Below are 18,178 nucleotides of genomic sequence, written 5' to 3'. Positions count from 1 at the left end.
TCAGGGGCGCGTCTCCGGGCGCATCCCGGTCGCCTCCTCCAGCGCGTTGTCGCCGAGGTCGCCGTCCGCGCTGTCGTCCGGGAACGTCCGCCCGGACGGGGCCGGATCCGGCGGCGCGCCCGGTCCGGCCTCGGGCGTCCGGGTCGGTTCCACTGAGCCGAGCCCGTGCCGGCCGGCCCTCGGCCCGCCCGGCCGGACCCCGGCCGCCCGTCGTTCACCGAGCCGCCCCTCGGGCACCGCGGTCTCCTCGCTGCCCTCGTTCATCGGGTCGTCGTCGCCGGCGCCCCACGGCGGGTCGGCGTCGAAGCCGTCGGTGGTGCCCCACGGCGCGGCCGACTCCGGTCCGCGCCCGTCGCCCCCACCCGGCCGGTCCCTGCTGGTCATGGTCACCTCACCTGGCTGCTGATGTCCGCGCCGTCCGCCCGGGGACGGCCCTGTCCCGCGCCGGTACACCGCGCGGCCGGTGACCCACCCCGATGTGGGTCACCGGCCGCGCGGTGGTCAACGGGCCGCCCCGACCAGATGACGTCCGGCCGCGCCCACGGCGGCCACCTTGCCGATGTTCTTCGGCGCGGCCATCAGCCCGCCCGCGCGGTCCAGCATGCCCCGGAACACCTGGCCCGGTTTCTGCTGTTCGCCCATGTACGCCGACACCACGACGAGCGCGCCGGTCAGCGCCGGCACCGCCCACTGGAGCAGCTTCATCTGCCGCTGACTGGCGGCGACGTTCGCCGGGGTGTGGTGGCTGGGTTCGGTGGTCCCCTCGACCGGCGGCCCGCCGGCCTTCTCCAGCCGCATGCCGACCAGCCGGCTGTAGCCGGTCACCGCCAGCGCGCCGACGGTCAGCGCGGTCTTGACCGCGCTCATCTTCCCCACGCCCGCCTGGCGGGCCATCCGCGGGCTCTCGGTGACCAGTTCGCCGACCGCGCCGGCCAGGTGCGCGCCGATCGCCGCCGCGTTGACAGGTGTCCACCGCGCCCACCCGGCCGAGGCCACCGGCAGCCGCTCGGTCGTGTCGTTGATCCGCGCCGCCGCGCCGTTGACGCCGAGCGCCCCCATCAGGGAACCGCCGAACCAGGCCGCCAGGCCCAGGTCGTGCATCGAGCGCAGCGTGGTGTGCCGTTCTGACATCAGATCCCCCTCCGCCGTGTTCGGGCGGTGCGGCATACCCACGATCGGGCGACTCACGCCCGGGCGTGGCTCACCGGCGGGGAAGCGTGCCGGCGTGGCTCAGCGCCGGGGGAGTGTGTCCGCGAACGCGGCGATCCGGGCGGCCAGCGGCGCCGACGCGCGTACCCAGGTGAAGTGGTCCAGCGGCGCGCCCGCCTCGGCCACCGTGTAGCGGTGCCGCGTCACCGGCGCGCCGGTCAGCTTCTCGCACAGGTGGTCGAGCGTCTCGTGCGGCGTGTACTGGTCGTCGTCGACGCTCACCGCGAGCACCGGCGTGCGGATCCGCCGCACGGCGGCCTCCGAGTCCACCCCGTCCAGCGCCGGGAACCGGCCGGTGCGGGCGGTGTGCGCCCAGTCCCGGATCACGCCGGCGGCCTGCCGGCCGCCGAAGCCCCAGCCCGGCCAGACGCCGAGCAGCCGGGCCGTCGCCGCGATCGCCTGGGTGTACGGCAGCACGCCCCACCCGCGCAGGCCCGGGTACCGCCGCCACCACGGCAGCCCCACCGCCACCAGGGCCAGCCCGTCCACCCGCTCGGCGTCGTGCAGCGCCTGGTGCAGCACCGCGACCTGGCCGCCGAGGGAGTGCCCGAGCAGCACCCGGGTCCGGCCGTCGAGCCGGGGCTTGAGCGCGTCGAGCACGGCACCGATGTCGGTGGACATCTCCTGGTAGCCGTAGCGGCAGGCGCGCGACGGCGCGGGCGTGCTCTCGCCGGTGCCGCGCAGGTCGGCCACGATCACCGCGAGCCCGGCGTCGCGCAGCGCGGCGGCGAACGGCCGGTAGTAGCGGGCGCGCACGCCCATGGCGGGCCAGATCAGCACCACCGGGGCGCCGGGCGGACCGGCCGGCTCCGGATAGACCTGCACACCGATGCGCGCGCCGTCGACGTCCACGTACTCCTGGGTGTAGTCCCCGCTCACCCGGACAAGCGTACGGCCCGAACCTACCGCCGGGTAGGAAGGGGTGGCCGGAGCCGTTGCACCGGCGCGCGCCGCGCGTAGTCGACCCGCAGCCCGTCCCACGGGTCGGCCAGCCCCAGCTCGGGCTGCTCCCACGCGGAGAACGGCACCGGTCGTCTGCCGTGCTTGCGGCGGCTGAACCGTTCCTCTTCGGCGGCGGCCACGACCCGGCCGTCGACCACCAGGGCCGCGGCCGGGTCGTGAAAGATCGCGTTGATGCCGAGGACACGCATGGGTGGACCCGTATCCTCGGGATCCGCCCCTCACCAGTAGATCATCGACTTCTCCGCCAGCCCGCCGCCTCCGCTGTGGAGGCTCGATGCCCTGGCCGGGGCGTCGACGCGGGTCCCCGGACCGAGAAACGGTCAGCCCGGCAGCATCCCGGGGCCGAACACCTCGTACGCGATCCGCTCGGCCGGCACGCCCCGGCGCAGGAGGTTGCCCCGGACCAGGTTCATGAACGCGATCGGACCGCAGAGGTGCACGGCCACCCCGGCGGGCAGCGGGAGCCGGTCCGGGTCGATCAGCCCGCTGGACACCTCCGCCTTCAGCCCGGGCAGCTCTGCCCCGGCGGCGTCGAGATACCAGAGGTGGACGGCCAGGTTCGGCAGCCGCCGCTGGAGCGCCGGCAGTTCCGCGCGCAGCGCGTGCGCCTCGGCGTGCCGGTCGGCGTGCGCCAGCGTCACCTGGCGCCCGGGGTTCCGGTCCGCCAGGTGGGCCAGCGCCGCCATCGCCGGGGTGAGCCCGATACCGGCGCTGACCAGCAGCAGCGGCCCGTCGCCGGCGGTGGCGTCGACCTCACCGAACGCCGGGCTGAGCCGCAGCGTGTCGCCGACGGCCACCCGGTCGTGCAGGTGACCGGAGACCATGCCGTCGGGAGCGCCGGCCTCACCGCGTACCCGCTTCACGGTGATCCGCCACGTCTCGGCGCCGGGGCGGCCGGAGAGGCTGTACTGGCGGATCTGCTGTCCCCGGCCGCCGTCCAGGTCGACGGCGACCGAGACGTACCGCCCGGGGGTGAAGCCGGGCGCGGCGCCGCCGCCGGCCGGCGCGAGGGTGAGCGAGACGACGTCGGCGCTCTCCCGGGTCCGGCCGGTCACCCGCCACTCCCGCCACACCGGCGCGGCCTCGGGCACGCCGGCGCCGGCGTAGAGCCGCGCCTCGCGGGCGATCAGCTCGCAGGCCAGCAGCCAGTAGACCTCGTCCCAGGCGGCGGCCACCTCCGCGGTGACGGCGTCGCCGAGCACCTCGCCGACGGCGGCGAGCAGGTGCCGGCCGACGATCGGGTACTGGGTGGCGGTGATGCCGAGCGAGGCGTGCTTGTGCGCGATCCGGTCCAGGACCGGCCCCCACGGCAGGCCGGCCTCGCCGGTCAGGTGCGCCGCGTACGCGACCACTGCCGAGGCGAGGGCGGCCTTCTGCGCCCCGGTGGCCTGGTTGCCCCGGTTGAACAGGTTCAGCAGTTCCGGGTGGGCGTCGAACATCCGCTGGTAGAAGCGGCCGGTGATGGCCTCGCCGTGCGCCCGCACGACGGGCAGGGTGGCGGTCACGACAGCCGCTGAGGATTCCGAGAGCACTACCGAATCTCCTTCCGGGACTCGAACAGGTCGATCCCCACGAAACAGGTATCTGGAAGTCCTCTTTAGGGTCGAAGGTCCCGGGAGCGTGGTGGCATGGGTCACCGTGAATCTGCTTGTGTCGCTGACGGCACCGAATGGCTAGGGTCGGTGCGTGAGGCTCAACCGGTCGACCGACATGGCGCTGCGGATCGCCATGCTCACCGCCGCGTCCCCGGTCCGGGCCACCGTCGACGAGCTCGCCACCCGGCTCGAGCTGCCCCGCAGCCACGTCGCCAAGGTGGTGCAGCGGCTGCAACGCATCGGCGTCCTGGTGACCATCCGGGGCCGCTCCGGCGGAGTGGCCTTCGCCGAGCACGCCGGCGACCTCACCGTCGGCCAGGTCGTCCGCGCCTTCGAGGGCGACGGCGAGGTGGTCGACTGCGCACAGCCGGTCTGCCCGCTGGTCGCGGAGTGCCGGCTGCGCGGCGAGCTGCGCCGCGCGCAGGCCGCCTTCCTCGCCGTGCTCGACGGGGTACGCCTCGGCGCCCTGGTGGACGGCGCCGCCGGCCCGATCCTGCTCAGCCTCGGCACCCCACCGGTGGTCCGCTGATGGCCGTCTCCCATCCGATCTTCTCCCGGCTGTTCGCCCGCGCCAGCGTCGCCATGGACCAGGCCGGTATGGCCCGCCACCGGGCCCGCCTCGTCGCCGGGCTGCACGGCCGCGTGGTCGAGGTCGGCGCCGGCAACGGGCGCAACCTCGCGCACTACCCGTCCCGGGTGACCCGGGTGCTCGCCGTCGAGCCGGAACCGCGCCTGCGTGCCCTGGCCCGCGCCGCCGCCCCCGGCGCCCCGGTGCCGGTGACGGTGGCCGCCGGGCTGGCCGAGGCGTTGCCGGTCGCCGACGGCGCCGCCGACGCGGTGGTGCTGTCGCTCGTGCTCTGCTCGGTGCCGGACCAGGCGGTCGCGTTGGCCGAGGCGCGCCGGGTGCTGCGGCCCGGGGGCGAGCTGCGCTTCTACGAACATGTGGTGGCGCAGACACCGGGCCTGCGCCGGGCCCAGCGCCTGGCCGACGCGACACTGTGGCCGCTGTTCTGCGCCGGCTGCCACACCGCCCGGGACACGGTGGCCGCGATCCGGGCCGCCGGGTTCACGGTGACCGAGCTGGACCGCTTCCGTTTCCCGCCGACCGGGCTGCCCGCACCGGCGTCGCCGCACGTCCTCGGCGCCGCGATCCGGGCCTGAGGCCGGCCGGCGTCCCGCGCCGCGGAACGCCGGCCGACGCTTCTCAGCTCACACTCACCGTGCCGTCCGGGGCGCGGACGCAGGCGACGGTACGGGCGCCGGTCGCCGCCGCACCGGCCAGGCACCGGCCGAGCACCTTGTGCCCGGCGGCGTTCGGGTGCCACGACTCCTGGCAGGTCTGGAAGTACGTGCCGCAGGCGTTGGCGATGCGCTGGATGTCCAGCTTGTCGTAGCCGGACAGGCTGGTGACGAACGTGCCGGTCGGGCCGTCCATCAGCCGGATCGGCGTGGCCAGGGCGTTGCCCGGGCTACCGGTCGACTCGCAGAGCCGGGCGCCGTCGAAGGCGCGCTGCACGTTCAGGTAGACCAGGTCGTCCTGCGGGAACTCGGCGGCGAGCGTGCCGCGTACCGAGCCGACGAGCGTGCCGAGCCCCTGGGAGAAGCGGTGTCCGGGCGCCAGGCTGGCCCGGTGGATCGGGCAGCCGGCCGCGTACCGCTCGGCGCCCAGCGCGCGGAACTTGTCCCGGGTGTCGTCGCGGCTGTCCTCGGTCCAGTAGCTCTGGTCCAGCTCGAACGGCAGCGGGTTCGTGTAGTCCTGGAACACCACCCGGTGCTGCCCGTCGGCGTCGATCTGGTCCAGCGTGGTGAGCAGTTGCCGCAGCGCCGTGGTGGTCTCCGCGGTGGCGGCGGCGAACTGCGCGGCGGTGCCCAGGTCGGCGTCCGTGCACGGCTTCTGCTCCACCGGCCCGCCCAGGTACGCCCAGAACTCCCACCAGCCGGTCCACGCGTCGGCGATGAACCGGTTGGCGCACTTCTCCGCCACGCTGCCGAAGGTGAACGAGCTGTTGTTCGAGCCGAGGCCGACCAGCACCAGGTCGATGTCGTGGGTCCGCGCCACCGACCGGAGCTGGTCGAGCTGGGCGGCCACCTGCCGTCCCTTGGTCCGGGTGGCGGAGGCGTTCGCGATGTCGTACGGCTGGCCGCCCGAGCAGGCCAGGTTGAACCGCGCGGAGATGCCGGGCAGGTCGGCCTGGAACAGCGAGGCGTTCGGCGAGCGGTGGCAGAAGTAGGCGTTGGCGTTGGCGGCGGACCAGCCGGGGAAGCCCTGGGCCACCCCGTTGACGTCCACCACCGGCGCGTATGCCCCGGCACCCTCACCGCTGATGAAGCTGTCACCCAGCGCCACCGCGGCGGTGGGCAGCGCGGCGGTGGGCAGCGCGGCGGTGGCCTGCCGGGCGGGCGCCGCGGCGGCGGGTGACGCCACCGTGGCGAGCGCCAGCGCCGCCGCGAGCACGGAACGACGGAACACGGACATGCCCGACCTCCCAGAACATCGAAATGTGAAAGATTCTTTGGGGTGGCGATCAGATCACGCGCGTGTGACGGACGTCAATGCCCCGACATCCGCCGCCCCTCGTCGGGAAGACATCCGGCGCCCGGGTCGTTGTGCCGCCTGGACGCTCCGCCCGTCCCACCGGGCCGCCCTACGCGGCCCCGGCGCGGACCCGGCGGCGAGGCCGATCGCGCAACGCACCGCCCCGGTGCCGCCGACCTGTCGGGGCACCCGGCTAGGCTCGCTGCGGCGCGCCGCGCCCGGCGATCATCGTGGGGGGATCACACGGTGAACGGCACCACACCGCCGAGACCTGGGAGTACGACCAGTTGACCGCACAGCCTGAGACCCTCTACGGGGCCGACGACCTGACGCATCTGGAGGGCCTCGACGCCGTCCGGAAGCGCCCCGGCATGTACATCGGCTCGACCGACAGCCGTGGCGTGGGTCACCTCGTCAACGAGATCCTCGACAACTCCACCGACGAGGGTGTCGCCGGTCACGCCACGAAGGTCGACGTGATCCTGCACGCCGACGGCTCGGTCCAGGTCGACGACGACGGCCGTGGCATCCCCACCGACGTGCACGCCAAGTCCGGCATCTCCGGCGTCGAGCTGGTGCTCACCCGCCTGCACGCGGGCGGCAAGTTCGGCGGCTCCGGCTACAAGACCTCCGGCGGCCTGCACGGCGTCGGCGCGTCGGCGGTAAACGCGCTGTCCCGCCGCTTCGACGTCACCGTCCGGCGCGGCGGCAAGGTCCACGCCATGTCGTTCCGCCACGGCGTGCCGGGCGTCTTCGACGGCGACGGCCCGGACGCGCCGTTCACACCCGGCCCCGGCCTCCAGATCGTCGGCGCGATGAAGCGCGGCCAGCGCACCGGCACCTCGATCCGCTGGTGGCACGACCCCCGCTACTTCGAGACCGGCGCCGCGCTCGACACCGAGGCGGTCCGGCTCAAGCTGCGCAACACCGCCTTCCTCGTCCCCGGCGTGGCCTACCGGCTGCGCGACGAGACCGGCGAGGAGCCCGTCGAGGAGCGCTTCCACTTCCCCGACGGGCTCACCGACATGGTGGAATACCTCGCCCCGGCCGGCGACCGGCCGGTCTCCGGCACGCTGCTGGTCACCGGCGAGGGCACCTACCGGGAGAACGCCGCCGACGCCAACGGCGTCATGCAGTCCAACGTGCAGCGCCGCGCCGAGGTCGAGGTGGCGTTCCGCTGGGGCACCGGCTACGAGCGCACCGTCGAGTGCTTCACGAACACCATCCGCAACGCCCACGGCGGCACCCACCGCAAGGGCTTCGAGCGGGCGCTGGCCCGTACCCTCGCCGAGGCCGCCCGCAACGCCCGCGGCCTGCTCAAGCCCAAGGAGGACGCGCCCACGCTGGACGACGTCCTGGAGGGCATGACCGCCGTGGTGCACGTGCGCATCCCGGAGCCGCAGTTCACCTCGCAGACCAAGGACGAGCTGTCCACCGCCGGGATCACCAAGGTGCTCCAGGGCCTGGTCGAGGCGCACCTCAAGAGCTGGCTGGACGACCGCCGCACCAAGGCCGAGGCCCGGACGGTGCTCCAGAAGATCGTCGACGCGGCCCGGGTCCGGCTCACCCAGAAGCAGCAGAAGGACGCCGCCCGCCGCAAGACCGCGCTGGAGGGCGCGGCCATGCCGGCCAAGCTCGTCGACTGCCGGGCCGCGGGCATCGAGAGAAGTGAACTGTTCATCGTGGAGGGCGACAGCGCCCTCGGGACGGGGCGCCTCGCGCGGTCCTCCGAATACCAGGCGCTGCTACCGATCCGCGGCAAGATCCTCAACGTGCAGAAGGCCAGCCTCCAGCAGGTGCTGGACAACGCCGAGTGTGCCGCGATCGTGCAGGTGCTCGGCGCCGGCTCCGGCCGGACGTTCGACCTGTCCACCCTGCGGTACGGCCGGGTCCTCATCATGGCCGACGCGGACGTCGACGGCGCGCACATCCGTACCCTGCTGATCACGCTGTTCGCCCGCTACATGCGGCCGCTGATCGAGGCCGGGCGGCTCTACGCGGCGATGCCGCCCCTGCACAAGATCACCACCAAGGGGCGCAACCCGCAGACCGTCTACACCTATACCCAGGCCGAGATGGAGGCGACGGTCCGCAAGCTGGAGAAGGCCGGCAAGCAGATCGTCACGCCGATCCCGCGCTTCAAGGGCCTCGGTGAGATGGACGCCGACGAGTTGTGGGAGACCACGATGAATCCGGCCACCCGGGCGGTCCGCCGGATCACGCTGGACGACGTCGAGGCCGCCGAGCGGATCCTCGAACTGCTGATGGGGGAGAAGGTCGAGCCCCGCCGCAACTGGCTGATCGACTCCGCCGACCGCGTCGACCGCGACGCCATCGACGCCTGACCAACGGGTTCGTCTCGGAAGGAAACGCACACCATGGCACGCCGCAAGGACGACCGCGCGAAGGCGGACCTGGCCGCCTTCGACCAGGCCGGCGCCCGCGTCTTCGACAACCCGCTGGTCACCGAGGTCTCGGACTCCTACCTGGAGTACGCGTTCTCGGTCATCCACTCCCGCGCCCTGCCCGACGCGCGCGACGGGCTCAAGCCGGTGCACCGGCGCATCCTGTGGTCGATGTACGAGCAGGGCCACCGGCCGGACCGCAGCCACGTCAAGAGCGCCCGGATCGTCGGCGACTGCTTCGTCGCGGGGACGCTCGTGTCGACACCGACCGGTCTTCGGCCGATCGAGTCGATCGAGGTCGGCGACACGGTGCTCGACGGCGACGGAGTCGCCACTCCGGTCGTGGCGGCCTACCGAAACCCGCAGTCGGAGCTGGTTCGGGTCACCTGGGACAACGGGCACACCATGTCGGTCACGCCGGGTCAGCGTTTTCGCGTGGTCGACGAGGACCTGTCCGTTCGTTGGGTAGAGGCGTCCGAACTCACCGGGCACCTCACGCTCGCGTACGGCGGTGCCCGCAGGAAAGCCGCCGCCCCCGGCGGCACTCCCTACGACTACGTCCGTGGGCTGGTGGTGGCGGAGGGCTTCGCCGTCGACCGGGCTCGCTCGGCTGACGGTCGTGTGCGAGTGCACATGTGTGACGTCGAACCGCTCGACGTCGCACATGGTTGGGCGATCGCCAACGGGCTCAACGTCAGCCGAGGCAAGAGGACGGCGACTGATCCGCGGCACCGCGATCAGCACATCGTCACGTTCGCGAGGCACGAGGGCCTGCTCGAAGCGGGGGGACCGCTGAGCAGTGCCAAGCGTGTGCCGAGTGATGTCCTCGAGAACCGCTCGGCATGGGCCCCCTTCCTTGCCGGATTCTTCGACGGTGACGGTTATGTCCGCAAGCGCTTCCGGGAGATCGTCTTCGTCAGTACCAGCGAGACGCTCGTGCGGCAGATCAACTCCATGCTGGCCGACCTGGGCTTGCACGGGCACTACTGGACCAGCGCACGAGACGGCTTTCAACGCCTTCTCGGCCTGTCCTTCAGCGGGCGTGATGCCGCCGCTCTGGCCGAGATGCTGCTGCCCTGGGTGCGGATCGGTTACAAGATCGCAGGTCTGGAAAAGGTGGTGGACCTGACCTATCAGTACGGCGGCAAGCAGGGCAACGACCGGCTGCCGTACGCGCGGGTGATCAAGGAATTCGCCGACGCCCACCAGGGGGGCGGTTGGTTCCGGGACGAGGCCGGCAAGGCGTTCCGATCATCACTTTCGGGCGCGGGTAGCCAGATCCGTTACGGCAAGGACCGTAACGGCGTGCCGCTGTCGGAGCGTTCATTCCCGCTCTGGCGTGCCGAGCGGGATGGATGGATCCGAAAACTCCGGCGCATCGGGTCTCCGCTCGCGAGACGGCTCGAGGCACTTTCGGGCCGATCCTTCCTACGGGTGATGTCGGTCGAGCGGATTCCTGCCGACACCACGTACGATATCCAGGTCGGCTCCGACGAACACGCGTTCGTCGCGGAGGGCCGCGTGGTGCACAACTGTATGGGCAAGTACCACCCGCACGGCGACACCGCCATCTACGACGCGATGGTGCGGCTGGCGCAGGACTTCTCGCTCAACGTCCCGCTCATCGACGGGCACGGCAACTTCGGCAGCCCGGACGACGGCCCGGCCGCGGCGCGATACACCGAGGCCCGGATGTCCCGGGAGGCGATGCTGCTCGTCGGCGAGCTGGGTGAGGACACCGTCGACGTCGAGCCGAACTACGACGGCTCGCTGACCCAGCCCACGGTGCTGCCGGCGGCGTTCCCGAACCTGCTCGTCAACGGCGCGTCCGGCATCGCGGTCGGCATGGCGACGAACATGATCCCGCACAACCTCGGCGAGGTGGTCCAGGCCGCCCGCTGGCTGATCAACCACCCGGACGCCACACTCGACAAGCTCATGGAGTTCGTGCCCGGCCCCGACCTGCCGACCGGCGGGCTGCTGCTCGGCCTGGACGAGGTGCGCCGCGCGTACGAGACCGGGCGCGGTGTGGTGCGCATGCGCGGGCGGGTGGAGATCGGCCCGCTGGAGGGCAGCCGCGGCCGGCAGGCCATCACCGTTACCGAGCTGCCGTACGGCGTCGGCGCCGAGAAGGTCATTGCGGCCATCACCAACGAGGTGAACAAGACCAAGCGGCTGACCGGCATCGCCGACGTCAAGGACCTCACCGACCGGGAGAACGGCACCCGGCTCGTGGTGGAGTGCAAGGTCGGCGTGAACCCGCAGGCGCTGCTGGCCGACCTCTATCGGCTCACCCCGCTGGAGCAGTCCTTCGGCGTGAACAACCTGGTCCTCGTCGACGGCCAGCCCCGCACGCTCGGGCTCAAGGAGCTGCTCGACGTGTTCCTGGCGCACCGCTACGAGGTGGTGACCCGGCGCAGCGCGTACCGCAAGCGCAAGCGGGAGGAGCGCCTGCACCTGGTCGACGGTCTGCTGATCGCCCTGCTCGACATCGACCGGGTGGTCAAGCTGATCCGCGCCAGCGAGGACGCCCAGGCCGCCAAGGACGGCCTGATGCAGAAGTTCAAGCTCTCCGAGATCCAGGCGAGCTACATCCTGGACACTCCGCTGCGCCGGCTGACGAAGTACGACCGGCTGGAGCTGGAGGCCGAGCAGGAGAAGCTGCGCGGCGAGATCGCCGAGTTGTCGAAGATCCTGGACGACCCGAAGGTGCTGCGGAAGGTGGTCTCCGACGAGCTGGCCGCCGTGGTGAAGCAGTTCGGCGCGCCGCGGCGCACCACGCTGGTCGACGGCGACCTCAAGGAGGTGCTCGCCGCCTCGGTGCCCGCCGGTCCGCTGGAGGTCGCCGACGACCCGTGCCAGGTCATCCTCTCCGCCACCGGGCTGGTGGCACGGACCGCGGCCGAGTCGGAGGAGGCCGCCGAGGCGCGCCGGCGCAGCGGCCGGGTCAAGCACGACGCGGTACGCGCGATCGTGCACTCCACCGCCCGGGGCCGCGTGCTGCTGGTGACCAGCGCCGGGCGCGCGTTCAAGATCGACGTGTTGCCGTTGCCGGTGCTGCCGGAGCAGTCCGGCACGGTGTCGCTGCGCGGCGGCATGTCGGCGGCGGAACTGGTGCCGCTGGAGCCGGGCGAGACGGTCGTCGGGCTCGCCCCGCTGGGGCCGTCCGCGCAGGGCTCGCCCGGTCTGGCGCTCGGCACCCGGGCGGGGGTGGTGAAGGTGTGCGCCCCGGACTGGCCGGTCCGCTCCGACGAGTTCGAGGTGATCTCGCTGCGCGACGGCGACGAGGTGGTCGGCGCGACCTGGCTGACCGACGGCGCCGAGACGCTGGCGTTCGTCTCCTCGGAGGCGTCGCTGCTGCGCTTCGCCGCATCTGTGGTACGCCCGCAGGGGCTCAAGGGCGGGGGCATGGCCGGCATCAACCTGCCAGGCGACGCGCGGGTGGTCTTCTTCGGCGCGATTCGCACCGACGACGCGGCGCACGGTGAGCCGATGGTGGTCACCTCGACCGGCGCGACGGTGAAGGTGACGCCGTTCAAGGCGTACCCGGCGAAGGGAAGGGCGACCGGCGGCGTGCGAGCGCAGCGGTTCCTCAAGGGTGAGGAGGACCTGTCGGTGGCCTGGATCGGTCCGCGGCCGGTGGGTGCGACAGCCACCGGCGACCCGGTGGAACTGCCCCCGGCCGACCCGCGCCGCGACGGTTCCGGTTTCGCCGTGATGCTGGGCCCGACGGTCGTCGGCCACCACCTCGACCGAGACTGACGGCAGCGGCGGGCGGCGCACCCCGCCCGCCTCTCGCCTAGCCTCGGTTGATCAAGGACTCCTTGATCAACGGGCGGGGAGAGGGCGACCGGGTTGCCGGAGCGCCCCGAAATTCGCCAGCGCCCGGAGAGCTGCCACCGGGCCGCCCGCTCCGGTGATCAGGAGTTTGGGGACGAACGGAAGCGGAAGAAGGCCGCAAGTTTGTGGGTCTTCCGCGCCTCTTGACGTCCGCAAACTCCTTGATCACCGGAGTGGGGCGTCCGAGGGCGTTCTGGCGGTCGGGCGCCCGCCCGCACGGTCGATCATGAAGTTGGCGGCGACAAAACGGATACCGGGTGCCGTCAACCTCATGATCAACGGGGCGAGGGGGCGGGTCAGAGTTCGGGTTCGGGGGACTGACGGGACTCGGGGGTGGTGCCGCGCAGACGGGCGATCAGGCGCATGCCGTGGTAGACGACCAGGGCGGCGGCGGTGCCCAGCGCGATGCCGTTGAACGACAGGTCGCCCGCTGTCAGCGTGTAGTTGGCGGCACCGATGATCACCGCTACCGCGGCGGTGAACAGGTTGATCGGGTCGTGGAAGTCGGTCCGGCTCTCGATCCAGATGCGGGCGCCCAGGATGGCGATCAGGCCGTACAGGGCGGTGGTGGCGCCACCGAGCACGCCCGCCGGCACGGTCAGGATCAGCGCGCCGAACTTCGGGCAGAGCCCGAGCAGGATCGCCGTGCCGCCGGCCACCCAGTACGCGGCGGTGGAGTAGACGCGGGTCGCCGCCATCACGCCGATGTTCTCCGCGTACGTGGTGGTGCCGGAACCACCACCGGAGCCGGCCAGCACCGTGGCGACGCCGTCGCCGAGCAGCGCCCGGCCCATGTCCCGGTCCAGGTTGCGCCCGGTCATCGCGGCGACCGCCTTGACGTGCCCGGCGTTCTCCGCGATCAGCACCAGGATCACCGGGATGACCAGCACGACGGCGCGTACGTCGAAGCTCGGCGTGTGGAACTCGGGGAAACCGATCCAGGCCGCCTGGCGCAGGCCGCTGACCGCCTGCTGGTCGAGGTTGCCGGTCAGCGCGGCGAGCACCCAGCCGACCACCACGCCGATGAGGATCGACAGCCGCGCCACGAAGCCGCGGAACAGCACCGTGGTGAGCAGGATCGCGACGAGCGTCACCACGGCGATCAGCGGCTGCGCCTTCACGCCGGTGCCGGAGCCGCCGCCGTCCCAGGCCACCGGCGCGAGGTTGAGGCCGATCAGCATGACGATCGCGCCGGTGACGACAGGCGGCATGAGGGCGTCGATCCAGCGGGAGCCGGCCACCTGCACCACCACGCCGACGATCGCCAGCGCGACGCCGGCGACCACGATGCCGCCGAGGGCCGCGCCGATGCCGCCGTCGGTCTTCGCCGCCAGCACCGGCGCGATGAACGCGAACGACGAGCCGAGGTACGACGGCAGCCGGTTGCCGGTGATCAGCAGGAACAGCAGCGTGCCGATGCCGGAGAAGAGCAGCGTGGTGGCGGGCGGGAAGCCGGTGATCAGCGGGACGGTGAAGGTGGCGCCGAACATGGCGACCACGTGCTGCACGCCGACGCCGACGGTGCGCGGCCAGGAGAGCCGTTCGTCGGGCTGGACCACGTCGCCGGGGCGTACCTGGCGGCCGTCGCCGTGCAGTGTCCACGGGGACCAGCGGGAAGTGGGGGACTGGGTCATCGCGCGCCCTTCGCGTCATCGGGTGACGGGGGCGTGATCGACCCTGAGAGTTGTTTCTAGCAGGTGCCCTGCGGGGTCGTGGGCCCGGCCCGGGCTCAGGCGACGCCGGTGGGACGGAACTGGACGCTGACCCGGGGGCCGACCGGGCGGGTGGTCTTCGGCACCGCGTGTTCCCAGGTGCGCTGGCAGGAGCCGCCCATGACCACGAGGTCGCCGTGGCCGAGCGGGAACCGCAGGCTGCCGCCGCCTCCGCCGCGCGGGCGCAGCAGCAGCGCGCGGGGGGAGCCGAACGAGACGATCGCCACCATGGTGTCGGTGTGCGCGGAGCGGCCGAGGGTGTCGCCGTGCCAGGCCACGCTGTCGCGCCCGTCGCGGTAGAGGCACATGCCGGCGGTGACGAACGGCTCGCCCAGCTCGGGCGCGTAGTGCCGGGTGAGCGCGTCGCGGGCGGCGGTGAGCACCGGGTGCGGCAGCGGCCGGCCGGCGGCGTACCAGCAGAGCAGCCGGGGCACGTCGACCTCGGTGTCGTACATCGTGCGGCGTTCGGCCCGCCAGGGCACGTCGTGGCGCAGCGTGTCGAGCACCGCGTCGGAGCCGCGCACCCAGCCGGGCAGGTGGTCGACCCAGGCGCCCCGGCTCAGCTCGTGCCGGCGCAGCGCCCCGGCGAGCGGGCCCAGAGCCGGGCCCTGCTCGGCCAGGTCGAGCATCGAGGGCTGGTACGCGTCGGACACGCAGCCGATCGTACCGTGCCCTCGAACAGGCGTACGACGGTCAGCGCCGCAGCATCCGGCGGACCTTGCCCGGGACGGCCTGCTTGATCCGCTCCCGGAGCTGCTGCGACCGCAGCGCGTCGATGGTGCCGGTGAGCTTGGCGTTCTCGTCGCGCAGCCGCTCGATGCGGGTCAGCAGCTCGGCCGGCGGGGTGGTGGCGGCGGGCCGGACGGCCGGGGGGAACACCGTCTCGCTGACCTGGCGGTCGAAGCGCGCGGCGCTGTCGCCGTCGGCGAACGAGGTGCCGAGGTCGTGCTTGCGCAGGAACGCGGTGATCGTCTCGAAGCGGGCCTTGTGGCCGTCGTTGAGCGCGCTGTAGTCGGCCTCCGCGTAGAGGTCGGCGGCGTCGACGTCGGCCGGCACGTCCCGCATGATCCGGTGCGGGATGCCGAAGTAGCGGGCCAGTTCCAGGGTGCGCGAGTCGTGGGCGAACAGGTAGCCGGGCGTGCCGGCGACGAGCGCGCTGATGGTGCCGTGGATGCGGGTGCCGAACGCGAAGTCGTAGCCGGACAGGTGCGAGAACCAGGTCCACGGGTCGACGAACATGCGCACCTTGTCCTCGGCGAACAGCGGGTGCGAGGTGTGCAGCGGGATGTCGCTGCTCTGGCCCCGGTGCTCGGGCGCGTCGCCGTAGAGCAGGGTGCCGAGTGTCCGCAGGTCCTGCGGCACGTAGCAGAGGTTCGGGTAGCGCTCCTGGTGGCGGCGGACCACCGGGGCCATCGACCGGACGTACGGGGAGATGTTGAGCGCGATCTTCGACTCGGCGGTCAGCTCCGGGCGGGTCTTCTCCAGGTGGAACGAGTCGCCGTGCAGGAACATCGACGGGCAGCCGATCTGCTCCACCGCGGAGAAGCCCAGCGCGTTGAGGTAGCTCTCGGTCACCTCGCCGCGCACGCCGATGCTGTGCGACCGGTCCAGCACGGCCTTGCAGAACGCGCGCACCGGCTCGTCGATCGGCCGCAGGTACTCGCGGTCGCCGTCGACGTTCGTCTGCACGCCGACGCCGAGCACCACCACCGGGATCTTCAGTCGCTCGATCAGCCGGGTCAGTGGCGTCAGGCGGTGCACGAAGCTGCGGCGGAACGCGTTCGCCAGCGGAACCACGAAGACGTCGTACCGCTCGTTGATCTCGTCGGCCAGGCGCGGGTCGGCCGGGTTGCGGGTCGGCGTGATCTCGGCCGTGGAGGTGGCGAGCAGCTTGTGCGCGGCGTGGCTGAAGACCAGGTTGCCGCTGTTGTCCCCGATCCAGTTGCCGGCGAACGTCTCCTCCGGTGTGAGGACGTCGAACGCGCCCTTGCGGGCGCGGAGCAGGATCCGCTGGTGCATCCGGTTCGCTCACCTTCCGTACGGCACGGCGTGCGGCGGGAGCCGGGTGGGCGCCCGCGCGTGCAGGAGGGGAAATCCTATCCGCCGCCCCTGGGCGACCGGCTGGACGTCGGCTCGCCGGGAACGTCCCGGTTCCCCGGGGTAGGGTGCCCGGAATGACCAGCGCGCCGACCGTCACCCGTGCCCCACGACTGCCGTCGCTGACCGGATTGCGGTGGGTAGCCGCGCTGCTGGTCTTCGCCTTCCACGCCGGCACCATGGGGATCATCGCCGAGCCGCACCTGAAGCCGGTGATGGACAAGGCGTTCAGCCTCGGCCTCTCCGGTGTGGAGTTCTTCTTCATCCTCAGCGGGTTCGTGCTGGTCTGGTCGTACCGGGACGGGGAACGCGCGTGGACGTTCCTGCGCCGGCGGCTCGCCAAGATCTACCCGAACCACGTGGTGACGTTCGTGGCGGCGCTGGCGATCGCGGCCTGGTTCGCCGACCCGGTCGTGCCCTGGGCGGCGATCGGCAACTTCTTCCTGGTCCAGGCGTGGATCCCGCTGGGCGGCTACTTCTACAGCGTCAACAACGTGAGCTGGTCGCTCTCCTGTGAGCTGGCGTTCTACCTGTGCCTGCCGCTCGTGGTGCCGTGGCTGCGCCGGGCCCGTACCGGGGCGCTGCGGACCGTGCTGGTCGCGGCGCCGCTGCTCATCCTGGCGCTGTGGCCCGGCCAGCACCTGGTGCCGGAGGAGCAGCGGTGGTGGTTCACCCAGATCTTCCCGGTGACCCGGTCGCTGGAGTTCTGGATGGGGGTGGCCGCCGCCGAGCTGATGCGCCGGCACCGCTGGCGCGGACCCAACCTCGCCGCCGCCACCGGCATCTTCGTCGCCACCTGGGTGGTCGCCGCGATGTGGATCCCGGCCGAGTTCTGGGCCGCCCTGCTCGCCGTGGCGTACCTGCTGGTCATCGCCGCCGCGGCGGACGCCGACGTGCGCGGCCGGTCCACCCCGTGGCGGTCCCGGGCGATGGTCTGGCTCGGTGAGGTCTCGTTCGCCTTCTACCTGGTCCACGTGCTGGTCATGGTCACCGTGCTGCGGCTGACCGGGCACTGGGGGACCGGGCTGCCCGGCTGGCGCGGCCCGCTCGCGGTGCTCGGTTTCCTGGTGGTCACGCTCGCGCTGGCCGCCGCGCTGCACCGCTGGGTGGAGGTGCCGATGATGCGCCTGCTCGGCCCGTCCCGCCGGGCCCGCGCGGCGTCGCGCGCACCGGCCGTGCCGGCTCCGCGCGGGCCCGCCGCCACCCCGGCCGCCGACGGCGGCGCGACGTCCGGGACCGGTCCGGCCGAGGGCGTCGAGTACGCCGGGCGGCGTCGCCCGGACTGACACGCGCACACGTCGGCCGGTTGATCCGCGACACGCCGTGCGGCGGTGCGTTGGTGGGGGATCGGCGGTAATTTGTACCCGTGCTTCCGATCGCGCTCACCTGCCCCGTGTGGTGGGTGGCGCGCTGGGCCGCCCGGATGTTCGCCAGTCTCGCCGTGGTCGTCGCCTGCTCGTTCGGCGCCGCCGCGCTGCCGTCCGGTGTCGCCGCCGCTCCGGCTCCGGCGGTCGCCGTCCCGGCGTACCCGGCCGTGGGCGCCTCGGCTGCCGCACGGCCGGAGGCCGACCGCGTGGCCGAGTGGCACGCCCGTCCCGCCGGTGGCCCGGCACCCGCCGCCCGGGTGGCGGTCCCGGGTGACCCGCAGCCGGTCCCGGCCGGCCGGACCGCCGCGCCGGCCGGCCCGCGGGCACCGCCCGCCCGCTGATCCACCCACGGGCCGCGCCCGTTCACCGCACCCACCGCACGTCATCCCCGCACCCGCCACGGCGGCCCAACGGCGCCCGGCGAGGTCGTGCGGGTCCTCCCGCCAGGTCCTTC

14 protein-coding genes and 3 pseudogenes are annotated in these 18,178 nt (G+C 72.9%); 8 read left to right on the top strand and 9 right to left on the bottom strand.

Annotated elements, in window-relative coordinates; genetic code table 11:
- The 5 genes and pseudogenes from ACGFIA_RS19315 to ACGFIA_RS19295 form a co-directional block, all read right to left on the bottom strand.
- A complete protein-coding gene (locus ACGFIA_RS19315; protein WP_357390830.1) occupies positions 1-384 on the bottom strand; it encodes a hypothetical protein in 384 nt (127 codons plus the stop codon).
- Positions 385-501: 117 nt separating this feature from the next.
- Complete coding sequence (locus ACGFIA_RS19310; protein WP_357390832.1) at positions 502-1,131, bottom strand: hypothetical protein; 630 nt, start codon at positions 1,129-1,131, stop codon at positions 502-504.
- A gap of 99 nt (positions 1,132-1,230) precedes the next feature.
- Positions 1,231-2,088 (bottom strand): alpha/beta fold hydrolase, encoded by an 858-nt coding sequence (locus ACGFIA_RS19305; RefSeq protein ID WP_357390834.1) that lies wholly within the window; start codon positions 2,086-2,088, stop codon positions 1,231-1,233.
- Between the two features lie 35 nt (positions 2,089-2,123).
- A pseudogene (locus ACGFIA_RS19300) lies at positions 2,124-2,360 on the bottom strand (carbamoyltransferase N-terminal domain-containing protein); the annotation flags it as partial.
- Between the two features lie 132 nt (positions 2,361-2,492).
- Positions 2,493-3,704 carry a globin domain-containing protein gene (locus tag ACGFIA_RS19295; RefSeq protein ID WP_357472173.1) on the bottom strand — a complete coding sequence of 404 codons (1,212 nt, stop codon included), beginning with the start codon at positions 3,702-3,704 and terminating at the stop codon, positions 2,493-2,495.
- Between the two features lie 154 nt (positions 3,705-3,858).
- Between ACGFIA_RS19295 and ACGFIA_RS19290 the strand changes: the two genes are divergently transcribed.
- On the top strand, positions 3,859-4,296 hold the full coding sequence (locus ACGFIA_RS19290; protein WP_357390838.1) for an Rrf2 family transcriptional regulator: 438 nt from the start codon (positions 3,859-3,861) through the stop codon (positions 4,294-4,296).
- Positions 4,296-4,928: a methyltransferase domain-containing protein gene (locus ACGFIA_RS19285; RefSeq protein ID WP_357390840.1), complete on the top strand. Its 633-nt coding sequence runs from the start codon at positions 4,296-4,298 to the stop codon at positions 4,926-4,928. The genes ACGFIA_RS19290 and ACGFIA_RS19285 overlap by 1 nt, the downstream gene beginning before the upstream one ends.
- Positions 4,929-4,971: 43 nt before the next feature.
- On the opposite strand, the gene ACGFIA_RS19280 is transcribed toward ACGFIA_RS19285, so the two are convergent.
- Positions 4,972-6,243: a hypothetical protein gene (locus ACGFIA_RS19280; RefSeq protein WP_393261192.1), complete on the bottom strand. Its 1,272-nt coding sequence runs from the start codon at positions 6,241-6,243 to the stop codon at positions 4,972-4,974.
- Positions 6,244-6,533: 290 nt separating this feature from the next.
- On the opposite strand from ACGFIA_RS19280, the gene ACGFIA_RS19275 reads away from it, so the two are divergent.
- The 4 genes and pseudogenes from ACGFIA_RS19275 (at position 6,534) to ACGFIA_RS19260 (ending at position 12,470) form a co-directional block, all read left to right on the top strand.
- Positions 6,534-8,648: a DNA topoisomerase IV subunit B gene (locus ACGFIA_RS19275; protein ID WP_357390844.1), complete on the top strand. Its 2,115-nt coding sequence runs from the start codon at positions 6,534-6,536 to the stop codon at positions 8,646-8,648.
- Between the two features lie 33 nt (positions 8,649-8,681).
- A pseudogene (locus ACGFIA_RS19270) lies at positions 8,682-8,942 on the top strand (DNA gyrase subunit A); the annotation flags it as partial.
- Positions 8,931-9,704: pseudogene (locus ACGFIA_RS19265) on the top strand (LAGLIDADG family homing endonuclease); the annotation flags it as partial. The pseudogenes ACGFIA_RS19270 and ACGFIA_RS19265, both read left to right, overlap by 12 nt.
- Positions 9,705-9,773: 69 nt before the next feature.
- On the top strand, positions 9,774-12,470 hold the full coding sequence (locus tag ACGFIA_RS19260; protein WP_393261287.1) for a DNA topoisomerase (ATP-hydrolyzing): 2,697 nt from the start codon (positions 9,774-9,776) through the stop codon (positions 12,468-12,470).
- A gap of 374 nt (positions 12,471-12,844) precedes the next feature.
- Here ACGFIA_RS19260 and ACGFIA_RS19255 read toward each other — a convergent pair whose 3' ends face one another.
- From ACGFIA_RS19255 to ACGFIA_RS19245, 3 genes are all read right to left on the bottom strand, one after another.
- Positions 12,845-14,182: a solute carrier family 23 protein gene (locus tag ACGFIA_RS19255; RefSeq protein WP_357390846.1), complete on the bottom strand. Its 1,338-nt coding sequence runs from the start codon at positions 14,180-14,182 to the stop codon at positions 12,845-12,847.
- A 95-nt stretch (positions 14,183-14,277) separates the two neighbouring features.
- On the bottom strand, positions 14,278-14,913 hold the full coding sequence (locus tag ACGFIA_RS19250) for an alpha-ketoglutarate-dependent dioxygenase AlkB (protein WP_357472183.1): 636 nt from the start codon (positions 14,911-14,913) through the stop codon (positions 14,278-14,280).
- A gap of 40 nt (positions 14,914-14,953) precedes the next feature.
- Entirely contained in the window at positions 14,954-16,279 is a 1,326-nt protein-coding gene (locus ACGFIA_RS19245; RefSeq protein ID WP_357390850.1) for a polysaccharide pyruvyl transferase family protein, read from the bottom strand.
- A 155-nt stretch (positions 16,280-16,434) separates the two neighbouring features.
- On the opposite strand from ACGFIA_RS19245, the gene ACGFIA_RS19240 reads away from it, so the two are divergent.
- The gene (locus ACGFIA_RS19240) at positions 16,435-17,643 is read left to right on the top strand and encodes an acyltransferase (protein WP_357390852.1); all 1,209 of its coding nucleotides are present in this window, start codon (positions 16,435-16,437) and stop codon (positions 17,641-17,643) included.
- A gap of 80 nt (positions 17,644-17,723) precedes the next feature.
- On the top strand, positions 17,724-18,065 hold the full coding sequence (locus ACGFIA_RS19235) for a hypothetical protein (RefSeq protein WP_357390854.1): 342 nt from the start codon (positions 17,724-17,726) through the stop codon (positions 18,063-18,065).
- Positions 18,066-18,178: the final 113 nt, after the last annotated feature.

The sequence above is a fragment of the Micromonospora sp. NPDC049203 genome, from assembly GCF_043197215.1.
Classification (GTDB): Bacteria; Actinomycetota; Actinomycetes; order Mycobacteriales; family Micromonosporaceae; genus Micromonospora.
This window is presented reverse-complemented; position numbering and strand designations above follow the sequence as displayed.

Excerpts from the sequence above, each read along its gene's own strand:
- ACGFIA_RS19315 (WP_357390830.1), bottom strand. The coding sequence starts at position 384 with ATGACCAGCAGGGACCGGCCGGGTGGGGGCGACGGGCGCGGACCGGAG.
- ACGFIA_RS19310 (WP_357390832.1), bottom strand. The coding sequence starts at position 1,131 with ATGTCAGAACGGCACACCACGCTGCGCTCGATGCACGACCTGGGCCTG.
- ACGFIA_RS19285 (WP_357390840.1), top strand. The coding sequence starts at position 4,296 with ATGGCCGTCTCCCATCCGATCTTCTCCCGGCTGTTCGCCCGCGCCAGC.
- ACGFIA_RS19280 (WP_393261192.1), bottom strand. The coding sequence starts at position 6,243 with ATGTCCGTGTTCCGTCGTTCCGTGCTCGCGGCGGCGCTGGCGCTCGCC.
- ACGFIA_RS19260 (WP_393261287.1), top strand. The coding sequence starts at position 9,774 with ATGCTGCTGCCCTGGGTGCGGATCGGTTACAAGATCGCAGGTCTGGAA.
- ACGFIA_RS19255 (WP_357390846.1), bottom strand. The coding sequence starts at position 14,182 with ATGACCCAGTCCCCCACTTCCCGCTGGTCCCCGTGGACACTGCACGGC.
- ACGFIA_RS19245 (WP_357390850.1), bottom strand. The coding sequence starts at position 16,279 with ATGCACCAGCGGATCCTGCTCCGCGCCCGCAAGGGCGCGTTCGACGTC.
- ACGFIA_RS19240 (WP_357390852.1), top strand. The coding sequence starts at position 16,435 with ATGACCAGCGCGCCGACCGTCACCCGTGCCCCACGACTGCCGTCGCTG.